Source organism: Bacillus sp. YKCMOAS1, from assembly GCF_030268125.1.
Taxonomy (GTDB): Bacteria; Bacillota; Bacilli; order Bacillales; family Bacillaceae; genus Bacillus; species Bacillus safensis.
On record NZ_BSEI01000003.1, the window covers coordinates 400,968 to 418,372 of the forward strand.

Here is a 17,405-nt window from a genome sequence, read left to right on the forward strand (position 1 = left end):
TCAAATGGTCAAACAGAGTGTGGGTCTCACTCCTCCCTTTCCTTTGTTCATGACAAGATTCATGGTGTTCTATTTAATGTAGTCAAATAAAGATCATCATTTTGTCGCTTTTTGTAATAGGATTTAAAAATGATTCTTTTGACTTAATCACTCTAAGTCAAAATACATATGTTGAATGAAGTAATCCAGACACATTCAAGACTTTTTATTCAGAAGAGATGCTGGTTTGTTTATATTTGAGACATGAAAAAAATCCCCTTCCAATGGAAGGGGATGAGTGATACTCGACTAGCGTTTATTACGATTGCGCAAGAACGTTGGGATATCCAGCGTATCATCATTAGATTGTGTATTTTGTCTCGGCTGAGATGATGGCTGCTGATGTTCCTCACGTTTGACTTCACGCTTTTGAGGAATGGATTGATTTTGCTTTAATCCTTGTCCTAATGGATTTCTTTGTGGTTTTGTCACTTCTGGCTCTTGCTCAATAAAACCAGTTGCAATAACCGTTACCACAATTTCGTCCTTCAAGTTATCATTAATGACAGACCCGAAAATCATGTTTACATCTTCGTCAGATGCAGAAGCAACAATGTCCGCTGCTTCTTGTACCTCATAAAGGCTTAGGTTCGTACCACCAGTAATATTCATGATAACACCTTGTGCACCATCGATTGCCGTTTCCAGAAGTGGTGAAGAAATAGCTTTCTTCGCAGCTTCAGCAGCACGATTTTCACCAGTTGCGACACCAATACCCATAAGAGCAGAACCTTTATTAGACATGATCGTTTTCACGTCAGCAAAGTCAAGGTTGATTAAACCTGGTGTAGCAATAAGATCTGAGATCCCTTGAACACCTTGTCGTAGTACGTTATCTGCTGCACGGAATGCTTCAAGCATTGGCGTGTTTTTATCAACAATTTCAAGCAAGCGATCGTTTGGAATCACAATTAATGTGTCAACTGCTTCTTTCATAGAAGCAATTCCTTCTACTGCTTGAAGCTGACGTTTTCTTCCTTCAAATGTGAAAGGACGAGTCACGACTCCAACTGTCAATGCACCAGAATCTTTTGCGATTTTTGCAATGACAGGTGCAGCACCCGTACCAGTTCCACCGCCCATACCAGCAGTTACAAAGACCATGTCAGCGCCTTTTAATACTTCTTCAATCTGTTCTTTGCTTTCTTCAGCAGCTTTTTTACCGACTTCAGGATTCGCACCTGCTCCAAGCCCTCTTGTCAGCTTAGCACCGATTTGCATTTTCGTTTCTGCTTTTGATAGATTTAACGCCTGTGCATCTGTATTGACTGCAATGAAATCGACACCTTGTACGTCATTTTCGATCATTCGGTTGACAGCGTTATTTCCGCCTCCACCTACTCCGATTACTTTAATTGATGCTAGGCCGTCTATATTTGTTTCAAACTCCAACATGCTGAATCCTCCTAATCCGTCGAAAATCTAATTCTATTCCCAGAACATATTAAATAGTTTTTTCATTTTGCCCGGTTTTTTATTTGTCTCTTCTTGTGCTTTTTGTTTTACTTTCGGTCTTGGCTGCGCTTCTTTCACTTGTGGTGCAGAAGAAACCGGCTCCATGGATGCGCCTACTTCATGAAACGCCTCATCCGGCATTTGGAATCCAACCTGTCTGCCCTGAATCTTTGCATTGCGATAAGCAAAGTGGATCAGACCCACTCCTGTCATATACTGAGGTTCTCTCACTCCAATATAATTCGGACTTGCAATTCTAACATTGTTTTGCAAGACCGTTTGTGCAAGAGAAAGGATACCTGGTATAGCTGCCTGTCCACCTGTTAGAACGAATCCGCCAGGCAAATCATGGACACCCATATTTCTTAATTCCTCTGCCACAAAGAGCAAGATTTCTTCCAGCCGAGCTTCGATGATATTAGCCGCTTCAAGCTGTGTATACGTCTGTTTCTGATCAGTACCGATGACAGAAACTTCAAATGTTTCCTCAGACGATGCCTCATCATAAAACGCATGTCCAAATTGTTTTTTGATTCGTTCAGCTTCTTCAGTAGAAGTTCTAAGTCCTATAGACAAATCTTTTGTAATGTTCTCTCCGCCCAAAGGGATACTGTGAGTAGAATAGAGATGCCCGTTTTCAAATACGGAAATCGTTGTAGATCCGCCGCCAATATCGACGAGAGCTACCCCTAGATTTTTTTCATCTTTCGATAATGCTGCTGAGCCTGATGCGAGCGGCTGCAAGCAAATATCCATAATTTCAATTCCAGCTCTCTCTACACATCGGAGCCAGTTATGTAGAATCGTTTTAGAACCTGTAATCAACGATCCATCCACCTCTAGCCGAACACCAAGCATTTTTTTCGGATCAGTGATCTCATCTCTTCCGTCGACGATAAATTGCCTCGGGATGACGTCTACGACGAGATGTTCTTGAGGAATAGATACTACCTGTGCAGCATCTAAGACACGTCTCACATCTTCAGCATGTATTTCTTTGTTTTCACTAGATACTGCGACCACGCCGCTCGTATTCTGAATATGAATGTGGTTTCCGTTAATTCCGACAATCGCCTTTTGTAAAGGAAAACCTACCATTCTTTCAGCCTGTTCAAATGCTTGTCTAATAGAATGAACTGTCTCATCTATATCAACAATCGATCCTTTTTTTAACCCTTCTGAAGGGACATTTCCAACACCTATAATGTTAAGCGAATCATCCGCCATTTCTCCGACGATGACTTTTATATTGGATGTACCGATGTCAAGGCTGACGTAAATTTCATTGTTGTTCATTCTATGGCACCTCCTCACATATCAATACTTTCTATTCTATTATTTGCTGAACAACAATACAATGAATGTGTTTTTACAAGTGTGTAACAAAACTTAAAAAATCAACATTTTTTATTAGGATTACTGAAAATATTCGTTACATCATATGTATATCCTTTTTTATGACTCACTTTTTTTCTTTTTTTCTCTAGAAATTGTCCATTTAGTTAGTAGAATTCTTCGAATAACTGCTATATTTTGAAACAATCTAACGCCGAAAGCAAACATTCCGACTAAGTACAAGTCTACACCAAGATGGACGCCCAGAAAAGCTAAACTTATTGCAAGTATAATATTAAAGAAGAAGCCTGATACAAACACTAGTTCATCGTATGCCCCTTGCAGATGTGCCCTGATTCCACCAATCAATGTATCAAGTGCAGCAAGTACAGCGAGGGAAAGATAATTAGAATACTCATTCGGTATCGTAAAATTTGTTAAGAAACCGATCGCAACTCCTATGATTAAGCCAAGTACAGGAAGCCACATTAAGATTTTCCCTCCTTTACATCGTCAAGAGGCTTCAACTCGTTTACCTGAATTGCACCGTCATATGCTTTTAGTTGAATTTGTTGCTTTGGCTGGCTAATACTCAAACCGAAATTTTCCTGAGCAAACAAATCACCAATATCTGATACATTTAAACGGCTGTATAATTTGTCGGCCTGGTCGCTGATCATCTTGATGGTCACTTCATCACCATCTAAGCTGTAGCCATCCATTTTCGTCGTGCCATTAATATCTCGAATCACACTTGTATTAATCACACGGTGGTCATTAATGGAAATATGCTTTGCTCCATACATATTGGCTTCGTTGATTAACTTTTTCAGAAGATCAGGCGGGATATTTTTCACTTCTTCTCCAGTCAGATCCTTAGAGAAGAGCTGAGAGATGTCAACTTCTATTCCCTCCCCTGTCACTTCTGTAAAACCAGCCTTTTCTTTTAAATCTTTTAATGTTTTCGTTAGTTGAGCTTCTTTTGATTGATCACCTTGATGACCATACTTTTTCAGCATTTCATCGTATTTATCAATTTCTTTCAGTAAATCCAATTCTTTACTTTTAGATGCAGATAAATCCTCTCTTAGCTCCCACACATCGCGAGTATCACGAACTTTGGGCTTTTGCAATGAGTTAAATTGGATGGAGACCATGATGCCGAATATCACCATTAAGACTGTCAAACTAAGTAAAGGCTTCTTTTTCCTCAACACCACTCACCTTTTCACTTTTAATCTTTGTGTTTTAAAAGAGGATTCATACGAATATCCTTTTTTTCAATCGTCATCGAAATATGATCACTTGTCAGCTGATCGACCACTCCTCCTGCAATATTTAATGCAGGTATTAACACAGCCGGATCACCGATAGCAGAAATGACAAACGGCGCTGGATGCTGTACACCGTCAACTGTGACAACTGGGCCGTTACAATGTATGTATGATTGGTGTGTAATTCTCTGTCCATTAATAGATACGGCAGAGGCTCCTGATATAAATAGTTCGTTTATCACATGAAAAATGTGGCTCTCATGAACAATGTAATTATTGACATTTTGTCCACTCGGGATATAAGATGCATCTTCAAGGGATACTTTTACCCCTTTTCCTTTTACGCCGATCTCTCCTGTAAACATCCTGTATTTCTCAACATCTTCCAATACATTAAAATACTGCTCTTTTTCATTTTTCAAATTGGACTCAGTGGCTTGAACCTGTGATTGAAGGCTGTATAATTCTTTTTCAAGTTTCTGATTCGCCTTTTCTTGCTTTGTCAGCTGACTTTTCAAGGAGTATTCTTTTTTCCATTGCTCTGTGCGAATGACCTCTGCCTGATGCTGCTTAGTATATTGGTATGAAAAAGAAATCAGAAAACCAAGAACAAGCATTACAATTGAGAATATAACTGTTTTGCCTCTCAACGTTCATCTTCCTTTTTCTTAGATTTAAACGCTTCAAAATACGTCGCGACTTCCATATGGATTGTACCTTTTTCAGAAGGTGAAAGTTCTTTTACAATGGCAGGATAAGTTTTCATTTTATCAGCGAATGTTTTAATTGATGCAATCACAGTGTTCCCATCATTCATATAAAATTTAACGAGCCATTGGTTTGAGCTTGTCGGCACATAATATATTTCAGAGATGAGTTCCTGAATAGAGGCTGGCAGCTGATTCAAAGATCTTACAGTTAGCTTCAGCTTCTCTTTATTGTCCCAATCCACAAAAATAGGTCCTGCATGACTTGGTGTGACTTCTTCTGGTAATGCTGTCCCATTTTCAAGAAGCTCATAATATAGATTTCCCTTTTGAAGATACGCAATATTGGCATATTCTTTGACAGCAATACTGACCTTATTCGGAAAATGTTTTTTGATACTAACACTTTTAATTAGTTTGTTTTGTTTAATATGATCTGCTGTTAAATCTTTATTTAAATTCCAAAACTCTGTTTCGCCTTCTTTAATTTGGGAAAGTTTCACAAGTTGTTTTGTAGGGACATGCTCGTTACCCGTAATAGTTAAAGAAGAAATTTTACTGATTGGTGTCTGCAAATAAATAATGATTAAAACCATGATAAAAAACAGTAGAATAAAAGAGATTAGTCTCCGGTTCGCTTTCTGCTTCCTTTGTTCTTTAATTTTAGGAATTCGTTCTTCTATATTGACGATCTTTTCATTTTCATGATCAGGCCGCATGTATATTCTTCACCCCATTCAAAGCTGCTTGTCCACACCTTTGGGTCATCATTTTGATGAGAAAACAAACGGCATTCTTTCATGCCGTTTGTTTTCCTGTGATGCCATCATTCATAAAAACTAGCTTTTAATTTGCTTCACCGATAATTTCTACTTCTGTATGCATATCTACATTGTAGTCATCTTTAATTTTCTTTTGGATGTATTGAATTAAGTCCAGCACGTCTTGAGCAGTAGCGCCACCAGCGTTCACAATAAAGTTGCCATGCATATCAGAGATTCTTGCTCCGCCAATTTGGTACCCTTTTAAATTCGCTTTTTCTACAAGCTGTCCTGCATATTCAGGCAGCGGATTTCGAAAAATACTTCCGGCACATGGTCGATTGTAAGGCTGTGTTTCCTTACGATAGTCTTTATTTTGCTGCATTTTCTTTGTGATTTTCTCGCGATCATCCTGTTTGAGCTTAAACACGGCCTCGAGAACAATACCTGGTCGTTCCTTTTGAAGGACAGATGTTCTATAGCTAAAGTTCATCTGCTCATTTGTTAGCCACTCGATACTTCCATCTTCAAATAAGATTCTCGCTTTCACAAGGATCTTACTGATATCAGATCCGTGCGCACCTGCGTTCATATAAACAGCGCCGCCAATAGATCCTGGAATACCAGCTGCAAACTCCAGCCCTGAAAGCCCCTGCTTACTAAGAGACGTTGCAAGCCTTACAACAGAATAGCCCCCGCCAACTGTAATTTCTTCATCATTTATAGTTAAATGATCAAGTCCAGCGCCTAACTTCAGGACAACGCCACGTATTCCTTTATCAAGTACGAGTAAATTCGATCCTCTCCCAATAACCGTCCAGTCCGCGTGGTGTTTTTTTATCTGATCCATGATCGTTTTAACTGCATCGATATCTTTAGGAACGATCAATAGATCTGCCGGCCCGCCTATTTTCATCGTCGTATGATTTGCAAGCGGCTCATTTTCAAGCACTTTACCGACTTGCGCTTCTAATAATTCATTCTTCAAGTTCTCCATATTACCCTCCGCCTTACCTAATATCATTCCATCATGTAGTCGTAATATCTTTTAATACATTATATAAACGTCCAGCCGCATCCGGTACTCCAAGTTCTTTTGTTAAGCGGCTCATTTCGTTTAACTTTTCTTCATTACCAGCAATTTCATCAATGGCATGAAGAAGGCTCTCTCCAGAAAGCTCTGATTCTCTTAAAACGATTGCAGCGTCATGCTTTTCTAGTGATCTTGCATTAATTTCCTGGTGATTTGCTGTCACGTATGGGCTTGGAATAAAAATAGTTGGGATTCCAAGGGCTGTTACTTCAGCAATCGTTGTGGCACCCGCTCTTGCAACAATCACATCAATTGATTTCAAGTACTCCGGCATTTGATGCAAGAAAGGCTTTGTGATCATATTAGGTGCTGCATCTTTTTCCTTTAGTTCGTTCAGCACTTTTTCATAATGAACCTCACCTGTGATATATAAAAGCTGATAGTTCTTAGCCTTTAATTCATCTTGCATGTCAATGACTGCTCTATTAATCGGTGCAGCACCACGGCTCCCGCCAAAAATAAGAACTGTTTTTTTCTTTTCATCCAGCCCAAACTCTTTAAGAGATTTCCCCTCTTTTATAGAGACGACTTCAGAGGCTCTAGGGTTTCCCGTAAATACAACCTTTTCAGAAGGAAAATGTGCCTTTGCTTCTTCAAAGCAGATGGCTACCTTATCAACATATCTCGCCAGAAACTTATTTGTGATTCCAGGCAGACTGTTCTGTTCGTGAATAATAGTCGGGATTTTCAGCTTAGAAGCTGCATAAACAACTGGACCGCACACATAACCACCTGTTCCAATGACCGCATCTGGCTTGAATTCTTTTAAGTAAGATTTGCTTTTTTGAACGCCCTTTAGAAATCTCATCACCGTTTTTACGTTATCAAAGGAAAGCTTTCTTTTAAAACCTGAAATTTCTATGGACTTGAAAGGGATATTTTCTCTTTCTACAATTTTCTTTTCAAGTCCATTTTCAGTACCAATATATAAAAATTCTACATTAGGATGCAGTCTTTTCACTTCTTTAATAAAAGCTAAGGCCGGATAAATATGTCCGCCTGTTCCGCCTCCACTGATTACTATACGCATTATACCATTTCCCCTCAATTTTTTTCTGCTCTGAACAAAGTATAAACCCTGTTTTAAACAACAGGGCTCCGTTAAAACCTGTAAAGAAGAGTCAAAAAACATGCTTTCAATACTAAAGCTGTCTTTTTCACTCTTCAAATCATTTTTTTGTACTTTTGCAAAATAAATATCATCATGGTTTCATGAACTAGCAGCACATTAATATCTAGCGTATCTGCTTACATTCAAAAGTACGCCAATTGCCATCAGCATTAATGTCAGTGATGAGCCTCCATAACTTAGGAATGGGAGCGTGATACCTGTCACAGGGATGAGTCCAGTAACAACTGCGATATTTATCATCACTTGAATGGCAACCATTGAAATAATGCCAACTGCTAGGAAACTTCCGTATAAGTCTGGGGCTCCAAGTGCTATTCGTATGCCTCTCCATAATAGAACACTAAAGAGCAGCAAAATGAGTGATCCTCCTATAAAGCCAAGCTCTTCAGACAATATCGCAAAGATGAAGTCTGTTTGAGGCTCAGGTAAATAAAAGAATTTCTGTCTACTTTGACCGAGACCCATTCCGAACAGACCGCCTGGACCAACAGCGTATAAGGATTGAATAATTTGAAACCCACTGCCTAGTGGATCTTCCCAAGGATTTAAGTACGATGTAATTCGTTTTATGCGGTAGGGCGCTGATAAGACGAGTGCAGCAAATCCGCTGAGCCCTAAAAGACCGAGAAATATAAAGTGAGCAATTCTCGCACCTGAAACAAATATCATAATAATACAGGTTCCAACCATTACCGTCCCTGTTCCCAAATCTGGCTGCAGCATTATGATGGCAAATGCAGAAAACACAATGCCTAATGCTGGTGCGAAACCTTTACGAAAGGATGTGATATTTTTTTGTTTTTCAGATAAGATTTTTGCAAGAAACGCAATCATCGCAAGCTTCATAAATTCAGAGGGCTGAATACTAAACGCACCGACACCGATCCAGCTTCTTGATCCATTTCTCTCCATACCGATACCAGGAATAAGTACAAGCAGCAAAAGGAGAAAACAAACAGCAATCAATATCTTTGACCAAGTCCGCCACGTCCAATAATCGACTCGCATAATGAAAAACATCGCGATAACTCCGATTCCGGCAAACAAAAGCTGTCTTTTTGCAAAATAAAACGAATCATCAAATTTATACGATGCCCACACAGCACTAGCGCTGTACACCATAATTAAACCAATCGTCAATAAAAGTAACGTAATGACAACAAGCAAAAAGTCCGGAGAAGTTTTCTTATTCGTCAAGAGACCGACACCCCAAGCATAATTTCATTTGGGCTGTCAGTCATATGAGAGACAAGCCCTTATTTAAGCATATGCACGGCGTTTACAAACATGTCTCCACGTTCTTCAAATGTTTTATGTTGATCCCAGCTTGCACAAGCCGGGGATAATAAAATCACGTCTTCTTCTTCAGAAATGTTAAACGCCGCAGGTACTGCTTGTTCAACATTATCGACATGTTTCACGTGATGTATTCCCAGTTCTTCACCAAGCTTCACAAACTTAGGTGCCGTCTCACCAAATGTGATAATTCCTTTTACATTTTTCATAAAAGGCTTCAATTCATCAAATTCATTACCGCGATCAAGCCCGCCGGCTAGTAAAATGGTCGGCCGCTTAAAAGCTGACAATGCTTTACTTGTTGCCAGTATATTGGTGGCTTTACTATCGTTATAAAATTTTCTACTTTGAATTGTATCTACAAACTGGAGACGATGCTTCACTCCACTAAATGTCGTGAGAACGTGTGCGATTGCTTCATTTGAACAGCCTGTATTTTTCACGACACAAATAGCTGCCAAAATATTTTCTTGGTTATGCTCACCAGGAAGAACAACATCCTTTAAATCAATGATATGTTCATTCATGTAGTAAATCGCACCATGTTTAATATACGCACCATGTTCCACTTGCTCTTTTACCGAGAAAAACACTTTTTTTGCTTTTGAAGCTTCAGCCAGTTTTACGACTGATGGATCATCGAAATTAATGACAGCTATGTCATCTTCAAGTTGATGTGCGTATACTTTCTGCTTTGCTTTTTCATATTCATCACGAGTGTGGTGATAGTCTAAATGTGCATCAAAAATATTTAATATTAAGCTGATTTTAGGTCTAAAATCAACTGTTCCCATTAACTGAAAAGAAGACAGTTCAGTTACAATCCACTCATCGCCAGCTGCCTTTGCAGCGACTTCGCTGGCAACTGTGCCAATATTACCTGCCACTAAAGTTTTTTGACTATCGTGTTTCAGCATTTCATAAATCAAAGTCGTGGTAGTGGTTTTTCCATTTGATCCAGTAATCCCTATAAAAGGAGCTGAGGTTAAATGATAAGCTAATTCAATTTCCGTCCAAACTGGAATTTGGCGGCGAATCGCCTCTTGAACCATCACATTTTCATATGGAATTCCTGGATTTTTAATTAAAATCGTGATTTCATTATCATCGAACATACGAAGAGGATGGCTGCCACAAATGACATCAATCCCCTTTTCAGAAAGAAGCTGAGCAGGTTCATTTTCTTCAAACGGCTTTTGGTCATTTACTATGACATTTACTCCATGCTCATGAAGAATTGAAGCTGCCGCATATCCGCTTTTTGCAAGACCTAATACTAGTACATGTTCGTTTTTTAACATTTGCATCTTATTCAATTATAACCACACCTCGATGTAAATTCCTAAAACAGCAAGTAATAAACCAGCTGTCCAGAAGGTGACAACTACTCTCCACTCAGACCAGCCAACTAACTCATAGTGGTGGTGAAGCGGACTCATCTTAAAGATTCTTTTTCCAGTTGTTTTAAAGGAGATCACTTGAAGAATAACGGATAACGTTTCGACAACAAATACTCCTCCAATAATGACAAGTAAAATTTCAAGCTTTGTTAAAATGGCAATCGCTACAATCGCTCCGCCTAAAGCAAGCGACCCTGTATCACCCATAAATACTTTTGCAGGATGCGCGTTAAACACAAGAAACCCAAGAACGGCTCCAGCAACAGCTACTGAAAAGATCGCTACATCGTACTGTGATTGATTCCAAGCCAGTATAGCAAAGGCTCCAAAGGCAATAGCAGCGGTTCCAGATAATAGACCATCCAGTCCATCCGTTAAGTTCACAGCATTTGAACCTCCGACAAGCATGAAAACAACAAGAATAAAGTAAGCCCATCCTAAATCGAAGCTGACATCTGTTCCTGGAATGCGAATCGTCGTTGCAAACTGATAATAATGGAAGACTGCATAAAAAATCACTGCGATCACAATTTGACCGATTAATTTCTGTTTCGATGTTAAACCTAGGTTTCGTTTCATCGCTACTTTAATATAATCATCTAAAAATCCTAATAGACCGTAGCCAAGCGTGACAAATAACAGTAAAAACATTTCTGGACTAATCTCAGAAAATTTGTTGATCATCACAATCGTCGTAATTGTGATAGAGAAGATAATCATAATTCCGCCCATTGTCGGAGTACCTGATTTCTTTTGGTGAGACTGTGGTCCTTCTTCTCTAATACTTTGACCAAATTTAAGTCTTCTTAAAAACGGAATAAAAATCGGGGATAAAAGAACACTGATTAAAAATCCCATTATGATTGTAAACAATATCACCTGTTCAAGCATCGTTCTTTACTCCTTCCGAATTTCCAAAGCCGTTTTCCATCAGAAAATTGCATTCATTATTAAGGTATTCATTCGTGTTCTTCGTATGTTGTTTTTGTACAAAATGCTTCATTTCATTACACTCTTTTCATCATTTTAAGATTTGTTTAGATCTAAAATAGCGTCCATAGCAACCTTTGCATCATCAAAATCGTAAACTTGATCGCCAACGATTTGATATGTCTCATGACCTTTACCCGCTATTAAGACTGTATCGCCCTTTTTCGCATTGGCAATTGCAAAAAAGATGGCTTGTTTGCGATTCACAAAGCTATGATAATATGCGTCTGGCACACCATTTTCCATATCCTTTAATATAGCTGAAGGATCTTCGCTTCTTGGGTTGTCTGATGTAAATACAGGCTCATCTGCATACTTCACAGCGATTTGGGCCATTTGAGGACGCTTTGTTTTATCACGGTCGCCGCCGCAGCCTATCACACAGAAAATTTTGCCGTCTGTTAATTCTCTACACGTTGTCAGGACATTTTCTAAACTGTCAGGTGTATGGGCGTAATCGACGATCACAGGGAAATCTTGATCACAGTTCACAAGTTCAAATCGGCCTTTGACTCCCTCCAGCTCTTCAATAGCACTTACAATCGTTTCAAATGTCAAACCAGATACGATCCCTACTGATACAGCTGCTAGGATGTTGTACACATTAAACTTACCGATAAGGGCAACTGTCACATTTTTTGTGCCAATTGGAGTGATTAAATCAAATTGAGTTCCCTTCGGCTTGATTTGAATATTCTTTGCCATGACATCTGCTTTTTGCTCTAAGCCATATGTCATGACTTCAGCAGCTGTCACTTTTTCATAGTAACTCGAAGCATCATCATCCGCATTTAAAATCGCATGCTTTGGCTTATCGTGATGAAAGGCACTGCCAAGCTGTGAAAACAGCAAGCTTTTCGCATGTTTATATTCTTCCATTGTGTTGTGATAGTCAAGATGGTCCTGCGAAAGGTTTGTGAAAACGGCAATATCATAATCACATCCATGTACCCTGCCAAGATGCAGTGCATGTGATGATACTTCCATAATGGCTGTGTCTACATCTTGATCAAGCATCTGTTTAAAGGTCTTCTGAAGTGTGACACTTTCAGGTGTCGTGTTTTTCACATCGAGAATGTCATCATTCACCTTCATATACATCGTACCGATTAAGCCTGTTTTCTTTTCGGCTTTTCTCATCATTTGTTCAATCATGTGTGTTGTGGAAGTTTTTCCGTTTGTTCCTGTGATCCCGATGAGATTCAGCTTATGAGTTGGCTGTTCGTAAAACGCATCAGCTATTCTTGCAAGAGCTCTTTGAGAGTGTTTCACAATAATGACTGGTACATCTGTTATGTTAAGAGGGTATTCTGCTACAATTGCTGCAGCCCCGCTCTTCACCGCTTTTTCAGCATAATCGTGTCCATCTACTGTATAACCTTTTATACAGACAAAAAGGCTTCCTTTTTTCACCTCTCTAGAATCCATTTCGATGGAAGTGATATCAGGATTTTCGTTTATTAATTCGTTGTTTTCACTTTTAAAGTATGTAAGGAGTTCTTGTAATTTCATTTCATATCAAACCTCTCAAATTCGTTCACGTGCATGTCTTGCGAAAAAACACACAGTCTATATTTTATCGTAAAAAAAAGGATACATCCAGCGTATTCCTTAAGTTTCTCTTGGAAAAAACACACTTTAGGTTCTTTTTTTCAAACAGACCTTCTCTTTCAACAAAAAGAGGCAGCCGAATGAGTGCGGCTACCCTCTGTTCATTCTTTATTATTCATCGTTTAAGTATAATCTGATGGTGGAGCCTTCTTTGACCTTCGTCCCAGCAGCAGGTGATTGCTTCACCACTTTACTGCCAGTTCCAGAAGCATCGATCCTAAGGTTAATCAAAAGTGATTCAAGATCTGAAACAGATCCCCCTACAAGATTCGGTACCTCAATGGTTTTTGTGTCCAGCCACTGGTACTTCTTTTCAATTTGTCCTTTTCTTTTTTTCACACCCATTTCAGGCAGGCTGTCCCGCATAATATGACCCACAATTGGTGCAGCAACTGTCCCGCCAAATTGAATGGTGCCTTTCGGGTTATCTACAGCCACATATACAACGATACTTGGATCATCAGCAGGCGCAAACCCGATAAACGACACAATGTGGTTATTTTCCATGTACTTGCCGTCTTTTACCTTCTGTGCTGTCCCTGTTTTTCCGCCAACACGATATCCTTCAACAAATGCATTGCGGCCAGTCCCTTGAGCGACTACACTTTCAAGCGCATATCTGATTTCTTTTGATGTTTCTGCTGAAATCACTTTCTTTTTGGCAATCGGTGATTGCTTTTTCACAACCTCTTTTGTGATTGGATCTATCCATTCTTTTGCAATGTACGGCGTGTAAAGTGTTCCGCCATTTACCGCTGCGGCTACGGCAGCTACTTGCTGTATCGGCGTAACAGATACACCTTGACCAAAGGCAGTTGTCGCCTGCTCTACAGGGCCAACTCGGTCCAGCGGGAACAAAATGCCTCGCCCTTCCCCTTGAAGATCAATTCCTGTTTTTTGGCCAAACCCGAAATTTTTAATATAGGAAAATAATTTATCCTTTCCTAGACGGTCGCCTAGTTCAACAAAGCCAGGGTTACATGAGTTTTGAACCACTTCTAAAAATGACTGTGATCCGTGCCCGCCTTTTTTCCAGCACCTAAGCCTTGCACCATCTACTGTTACAGATCCGCTGTCAAAAAAATGATCGCGTTTTAAATTGACTTTTTTCTCTTCTAGTGCTGCTGCAAGTGTAATTATTTTAAACGTCGAACCTGGCTCATATGTGCTCCACACCGGTAGATTTCGGTTAAACACTTTCGAGTCAACTGATTGATAATCCGCTGGATCAAAATCCGGTCTGCTCGACATCCCCAGCACTTCACCGTTCTTCGGATTCATCGCAATTGCAATCATGCCGTCTGGGTTATATTTTGCCTGCGCGTTGTCTAATTCCCGCTCTATGATGGTTTGTACTTTCGCATCGACAGTTAACTTCATATCAAGGCCATCTTTAGGCGGTGTATAATCATCTGCTTCATCTGGCATTTTCTGCCCTTTTGCATCGGAATAGAACTTTACAGAGCCTTTTTCACCTTTCAGGTCATCATCATAATAGGCTTCCAGTCCAAGTAACCCTTGATTATCAATTCCAGCGAAGCCAAGCACATGAGAAAGAAAACTGCCGAACGGATAGTGTCTGATGCTGTCTTCCGCAACATAAACTCCATCTAAATCAAGCTCTCTGACTTCTTTTGCTTTTTCATGAGATACTTTTCTTCCCTCTGGAGAAATTCGTTCGATCGATGTTTTCTTTGTGACGTGCTTGTACGCTTTCTCCTCAGACATATTCAGTACTGCCGCCAGTTTCTTGCTTGTTTCTGCGGGATCTTTAATTTGACGCGGAACGACCAATATAGATGGGGCACTTTTGTTCGTCGCAAGCTCTACCCCATTTCGGTCCAAAATATCTCCCCTTTCTGGTTCGAACGGGAGGTTACGGCTCCATGAATCTTTTGCTAAACTTGTGAGCTTCTCACCCATAATAAACTGTACATATCCTAATCTAGTATCTATGATGAAAAAAATGATCACCCCAATCAGCAGCACGAAAAGCAATCGTTTTCTCACTGTTACACTTGATACTCGCACGCCCGGTTCACTCCTTACATACATATGGCTTGTTTCCATCATATGCAGGCCCGTCCTTATGTAGAACGTCCCGTCTATCCCGCTCGGCAAAAGAAAAAACCTAGCAAGTCGTTTGCTAGGTTTTGCAATTAATTCGGGCTTTTAAATGTCACTGTGACGACTTTATCTGAAATCTCCGCTCCACTTTTAACACTTTGTTTGACAGCATATCCTTGTCCCTTTGTTTCAATATGCACACCAGAAATGGATGCATATTGAAGGACTTCTCTTCTCGACCAGCCTGTCATATCAGGCATTTTGATGGTTTTCCCTGCTGTTTTCAAGAAAACTTTCTGACTTTCAGAGAATTCAGAGCCTGCACTTGGCCACTGTCGTTTAATGGAGAGGCCGTCGCCGATGACAACAGGCGTTAAGTTTTTGTTTTTGGCTTCTGTTTCCGCCTGCTTCACTTCTAAATCTAAGAGTGAAGGCATTGTTTCTTGCTTCACTTTTTGTTCGCCTGATTTTTTATCGTCTGTTTTTGTTGGTGCAATATTTAAATATAGCAGACTATTTTTCATCACTGGGTTAAAGATTTGTGCAACTGGGGCAGAGCCAGTTTCTGTGTCTGACAGCTGCGGCTGCTGTACAGCTACATAAACGAGCAGCTTTGGATCATCTTTTGGCGCCATTCCCATAAATGAAAAGACGTAATCGTTTCTTCCTTGGAGGTAACCGCCGGCACCGCCGATTTGTCCTGTTCCTGTTTTTCCAGCAACGTCAAAGCCTTTGATTTGGTAAGGCTGACCTGTTCCAATCTTCGAGGAAACAACCTCACCTAAAATGTCACGTACTTGCTTTGCTGTATCTGAGGAAATTGGTTTTCCAGCTACTGTTGGTTCGTGCTGTAAAATCGTTTTGTTTGTGTTCGGGTCTGTAATATGATCAATGACATATGGCTTCATCATCGTTCCACCGTTTGCTATCGCTGTCGCTGCTTCGATTTGTTGAATCGGTGTAATGGCAGACGCTTGACCGTAAGCTGTCGATGCTTTGTCATATTCGTATCTGTAATTGATTTTACTAGACGCTTCGTTCGGCAAGTCAATACCTGTTTTGTCATAGAAATGGAACTTCTGCAAATATTGTTCGTAGCGCGTGAAGCCTAATTTTTCTTTTGCCAGCTTTGCAAAGGCTACGTTTGACGAACGGAGAACACCTTCATGAAATTCAATTTTCCCCCAGCCATTTCCGTTGTTGTGGTCTCTTACAAGGCCGCCGCCTACTTTATAAGTACCAGATTGATATTTATCATTGCCTTGGTAGACCCCTTCTTGGATTGCCGCAGCAAGTGTAAAGATTTTCATCGTTGAACCTGGTTCAAACGCATATGAAATGACATCATTGTTATAATTCGTAATGTCTAATTCATTTAAATTAAAGCTTGGCCGCTGTCCCATCGCGAGCACCTTTCCCGTTTTTGGGTCAACGACTGTAGCAATGATTTTCTTCGGTTTATATTTTTTAGCAACCTGCGTCATACTTTCTTCAAGGAACGCTTGAATTTTTTGATCGATGGTCAGCGTGACATTTTTTCCATCCTTCGGAGCGACAATGTCTTCTTTACTATTTGGAAGAGCCCATCCACTTCTGTCACTGTTATATGTCACATAGCCGTCTTTTTCTTTTAAAAATTTGTTCAGCGCCTTCTCAAGTCCCATCGCGCCTGACATGTCCTTTGTCGCCTCATCTAATCTTGCATAACCGATCAGATTTGAAGCAAACATGCCGTTTGGATAATATCGCTTCGTGTCTTTTTCAAATGCGATCCCTGGAAGCTTTAGCTTTTCAATTTTTTCCTTTGTTGAAAAACTGATGTCTTTCCCAGCTTTACCAAACTCAACTTGGAACGCATCTTTTGTATTCAGACGCTTTAAAATTTCGCTTTCGCTCATATCAATTACTTTTGACAGCTCTTTTGCTGTCTTTTCTTTGTCAACGACATGCATTGGGTGCTTTGGATCGACCGTCATTTTCTTGCTCATGATCGCAATCAGCTTATAGACAGATGTATCCTCGGCAATCACATTCCCATTTCGGTCTAAAATAGATCCTCTTTTGGCTTCAAGTGTTTTCTTCGATTGATATTGTTCATTTGCCTTTGCGGCTAACACTTGACCATCGACCGTTCCTGTAATCTGAATATAAATAAAACGTGCAAGGATGATAAAGAAAAACAGGGCGAAGCAAATACTCGCAATTGCCGCGCCTCTGTTCATCATTTTATTCTTTTTAGGCATCG

The 17,405-nt window shown here is 39.9% G+C and carries 14 protein-coding genes; all 14 read right to left on the bottom strand.

What is annotated here, in order from left to right:
- Window positions 1-288: 288 nt before the first annotated feature.
- Window positions 289-1,434 (bottom strand): cell division protein FtsZ, encoded by a 1,146-nt coding sequence (gene ftsZ, locus QSJ46_RS11080; RefSeq protein WP_285604716.1) that lies wholly within the window; start codon window positions 1,432-1,434, stop codon window positions 289-291.
- Window positions 1,435-1,467: 33 nt separating this feature from the next.
- A complete protein-coding gene (gene ftsA, locus QSJ46_RS11085) occupies window positions 1,468-2,790 on the bottom strand; it encodes a cell division protein FtsA (protein ID WP_024424253.1) in 1,323 nt (440 codons plus the stop codon).
- Window positions 2,791-2,949: 159 nt separating this feature from the next.
- Window positions 2,950-3,318 (bottom strand): small basic family protein, encoded by a 369-nt coding sequence (locus QSJ46_RS11090; RefSeq protein WP_003210988.1) that lies wholly within the window; start codon window positions 3,316-3,318, stop codon window positions 2,950-2,952.
- Window positions 3,318-4,043 carry a DUF881 domain-containing protein gene (locus tag QSJ46_RS11095; RefSeq protein WP_039178351.1) on the bottom strand — a complete coding sequence of 242 codons (726 nt, stop codon included), beginning with the start codon at window positions 4,041-4,043 and terminating at the stop codon, window positions 3,318-3,320. The genes QSJ46_RS11090 and QSJ46_RS11095 overlap by 1 nt, the downstream gene beginning before the upstream one ends.
- A gap of 20 nt (window positions 4,044-4,063) precedes the next feature.
- The gene (locus QSJ46_RS11100) at window positions 4,064-4,753 is read right to left on the bottom strand and encodes a DUF881 domain-containing protein (protein WP_039178348.1); all 690 of its coding nucleotides are present in this window, start codon (window positions 4,751-4,753) and stop codon (window positions 4,064-4,066) included.
- Window positions 4,750-5,529: a cell division protein FtsQ/DivIB gene (locus tag QSJ46_RS11105; RefSeq protein ID WP_107163617.1), complete on the bottom strand. Its 780-nt coding sequence runs from the start codon at window positions 5,527-5,529 to the stop codon at window positions 4,750-4,752. The genes QSJ46_RS11100 and QSJ46_RS11105 overlap by 4 nt, the downstream gene beginning before the upstream one ends.
- A gap of 127 nt (window positions 5,530-5,656) precedes the next feature.
- Window positions 5,657-6,568 carry a UDP-N-acetylmuramate dehydrogenase gene (gene murB, locus QSJ46_RS11110; RefSeq protein ID WP_047202109.1) on the bottom strand — a complete coding sequence of 304 codons (912 nt, stop codon included), beginning with the start codon at window positions 6,566-6,568 and terminating at the stop codon, window positions 5,657-5,659.
- A gap of 31 nt (window positions 6,569-6,599) precedes the next feature.
- Window positions 6,600-7,694, bottom strand: coding sequence for an undecaprenyldiphospho-muramoylpentapeptide beta-N-acetylglucosaminyltransferase (murG, locus tag QSJ46_RS11115; RefSeq protein ID WP_285604717.1), 1,095 nt, complete (start codon window positions 7,692-7,694; stop codon window positions 6,600-6,602).
- A gap of 198 nt (window positions 7,695-7,892) precedes the next feature.
- Window positions 7,893-8,993 (bottom strand): stage V sporulation protein E, encoded by a 1,101-nt coding sequence (spoVE, locus tag QSJ46_RS11120; protein WP_285604718.1) that lies wholly within the window; start codon window positions 8,991-8,993, stop codon window positions 7,893-7,895.
- A 59-nt stretch (window positions 8,994-9,052) separates the two neighbouring features.
- The gene (murD, locus tag QSJ46_RS11125; protein WP_404841313.1) at window positions 9,053-10,399 is read right to left on the bottom strand and encodes a UDP-N-acetylmuramoyl-L-alanine--D-glutamate ligase; all 1,347 of its coding nucleotides are present in this window, start codon (window positions 10,397-10,399) and stop codon (window positions 9,053-9,055) included.
- Window positions 10,400-10,408: 9 nt separating this feature from the next.
- On the bottom strand, window positions 10,409-11,383 hold the full coding sequence (mraY, locus tag QSJ46_RS11130; RefSeq protein ID WP_003211854.1) for a phospho-N-acetylmuramoyl-pentapeptide-transferase: 975 nt from the start codon (window positions 11,381-11,383) through the stop codon (window positions 10,409-10,411).
- Window positions 11,384-11,518: 135 nt separating this feature from the next.
- On the bottom strand, window positions 11,519-12,994 hold the full coding sequence (locus tag QSJ46_RS11135; RefSeq protein WP_047202107.1) for a UDP-N-acetylmuramoyl-L-alanyl-D-glutamate--2,6-diaminopimelate ligase: 1,476 nt from the start codon (window positions 12,992-12,994) through the stop codon (window positions 11,519-11,521).
- 210 nt (window positions 12,995-13,204) lie between these two features.
- Entirely contained in the window at window positions 13,205-15,124 is a 1,920-nt protein-coding gene (locus QSJ46_RS11140; RefSeq protein ID WP_047202106.1) for a stage V sporulation protein D, read from the bottom strand.
- A gap of 128 nt (window positions 15,125-15,252) precedes the next feature.
- Window positions 15,253-17,403, bottom strand: coding sequence for a penicillin-binding protein (locus tag QSJ46_RS11145; RefSeq protein ID WP_047202229.1), 2,151 nt, complete (start codon window positions 17,401-17,403; stop codon window positions 15,253-15,255).
- Between the last annotated feature and the right edge of the window lie 2 nt (window positions 17,404-17,405).

Coding starts and splice junctions, on each gene's coding strand:
- QSJ46_RS11105 (WP_107163617.1), bottom strand. CDS start 5,529: ATGCGGCCTGATCATGAAAATGAAAAGATCGTCAATATAGAAGAACGA.
- QSJ46_RS11135 (WP_047202107.1), bottom strand. CDS start 12,994: ATGAAATTACAAGAACTCCTTACATACTTTAAAAGTGAAAACAACGAA.
- mraY (WP_003211854.1), bottom strand. CDS start 11,383: ATGCTTGAACAGGTGATATTGTTTACAATCATAATGGGATTTTTAATC.
- murG (WP_285604717.1), bottom strand. CDS start 7,694: ATGCGTATAGTAATCAGTGGAGGCGGAACAGGCGGACATATTTATCCG.
- ftsA (WP_024424253.1), bottom strand. CDS start 2,790: ATGAACAACAATGAAATTTACGTCAGCCTTGACATCGGTACATCCAAT.
- murD (WP_404841313.1), bottom strand. CDS start 10,399: ATGCAAATGTTAAAAAACGAACATGTACTAGTATTAGGTCTTGCAAAA.
- murB (WP_047202109.1), bottom strand. CDS start 6,568: ATGGAGAACTTGAAGAATGAATTATTAGAAGCGCAAGTCGGTAAAGTG.
- QSJ46_RS11090 (WP_003210988.1), bottom strand. CDS start 3,318: ATGTGGCTTCCTGTACTTGGCTTAATCATAGGAGTTGCGATCGGTTTC.
- QSJ46_RS11145 (WP_047202229.1), bottom strand. CDS start 17,403: ATGCCTAAAAAGAATAAAATGATGAACAGAGGCGCGGCAATTGCGAGT.
- ftsZ (WP_285604716.1), bottom strand. CDS start 1,434: ATGTTGGAGTTTGAAACAAATATAGACGGCCTAGCATCAATTAAAGTA.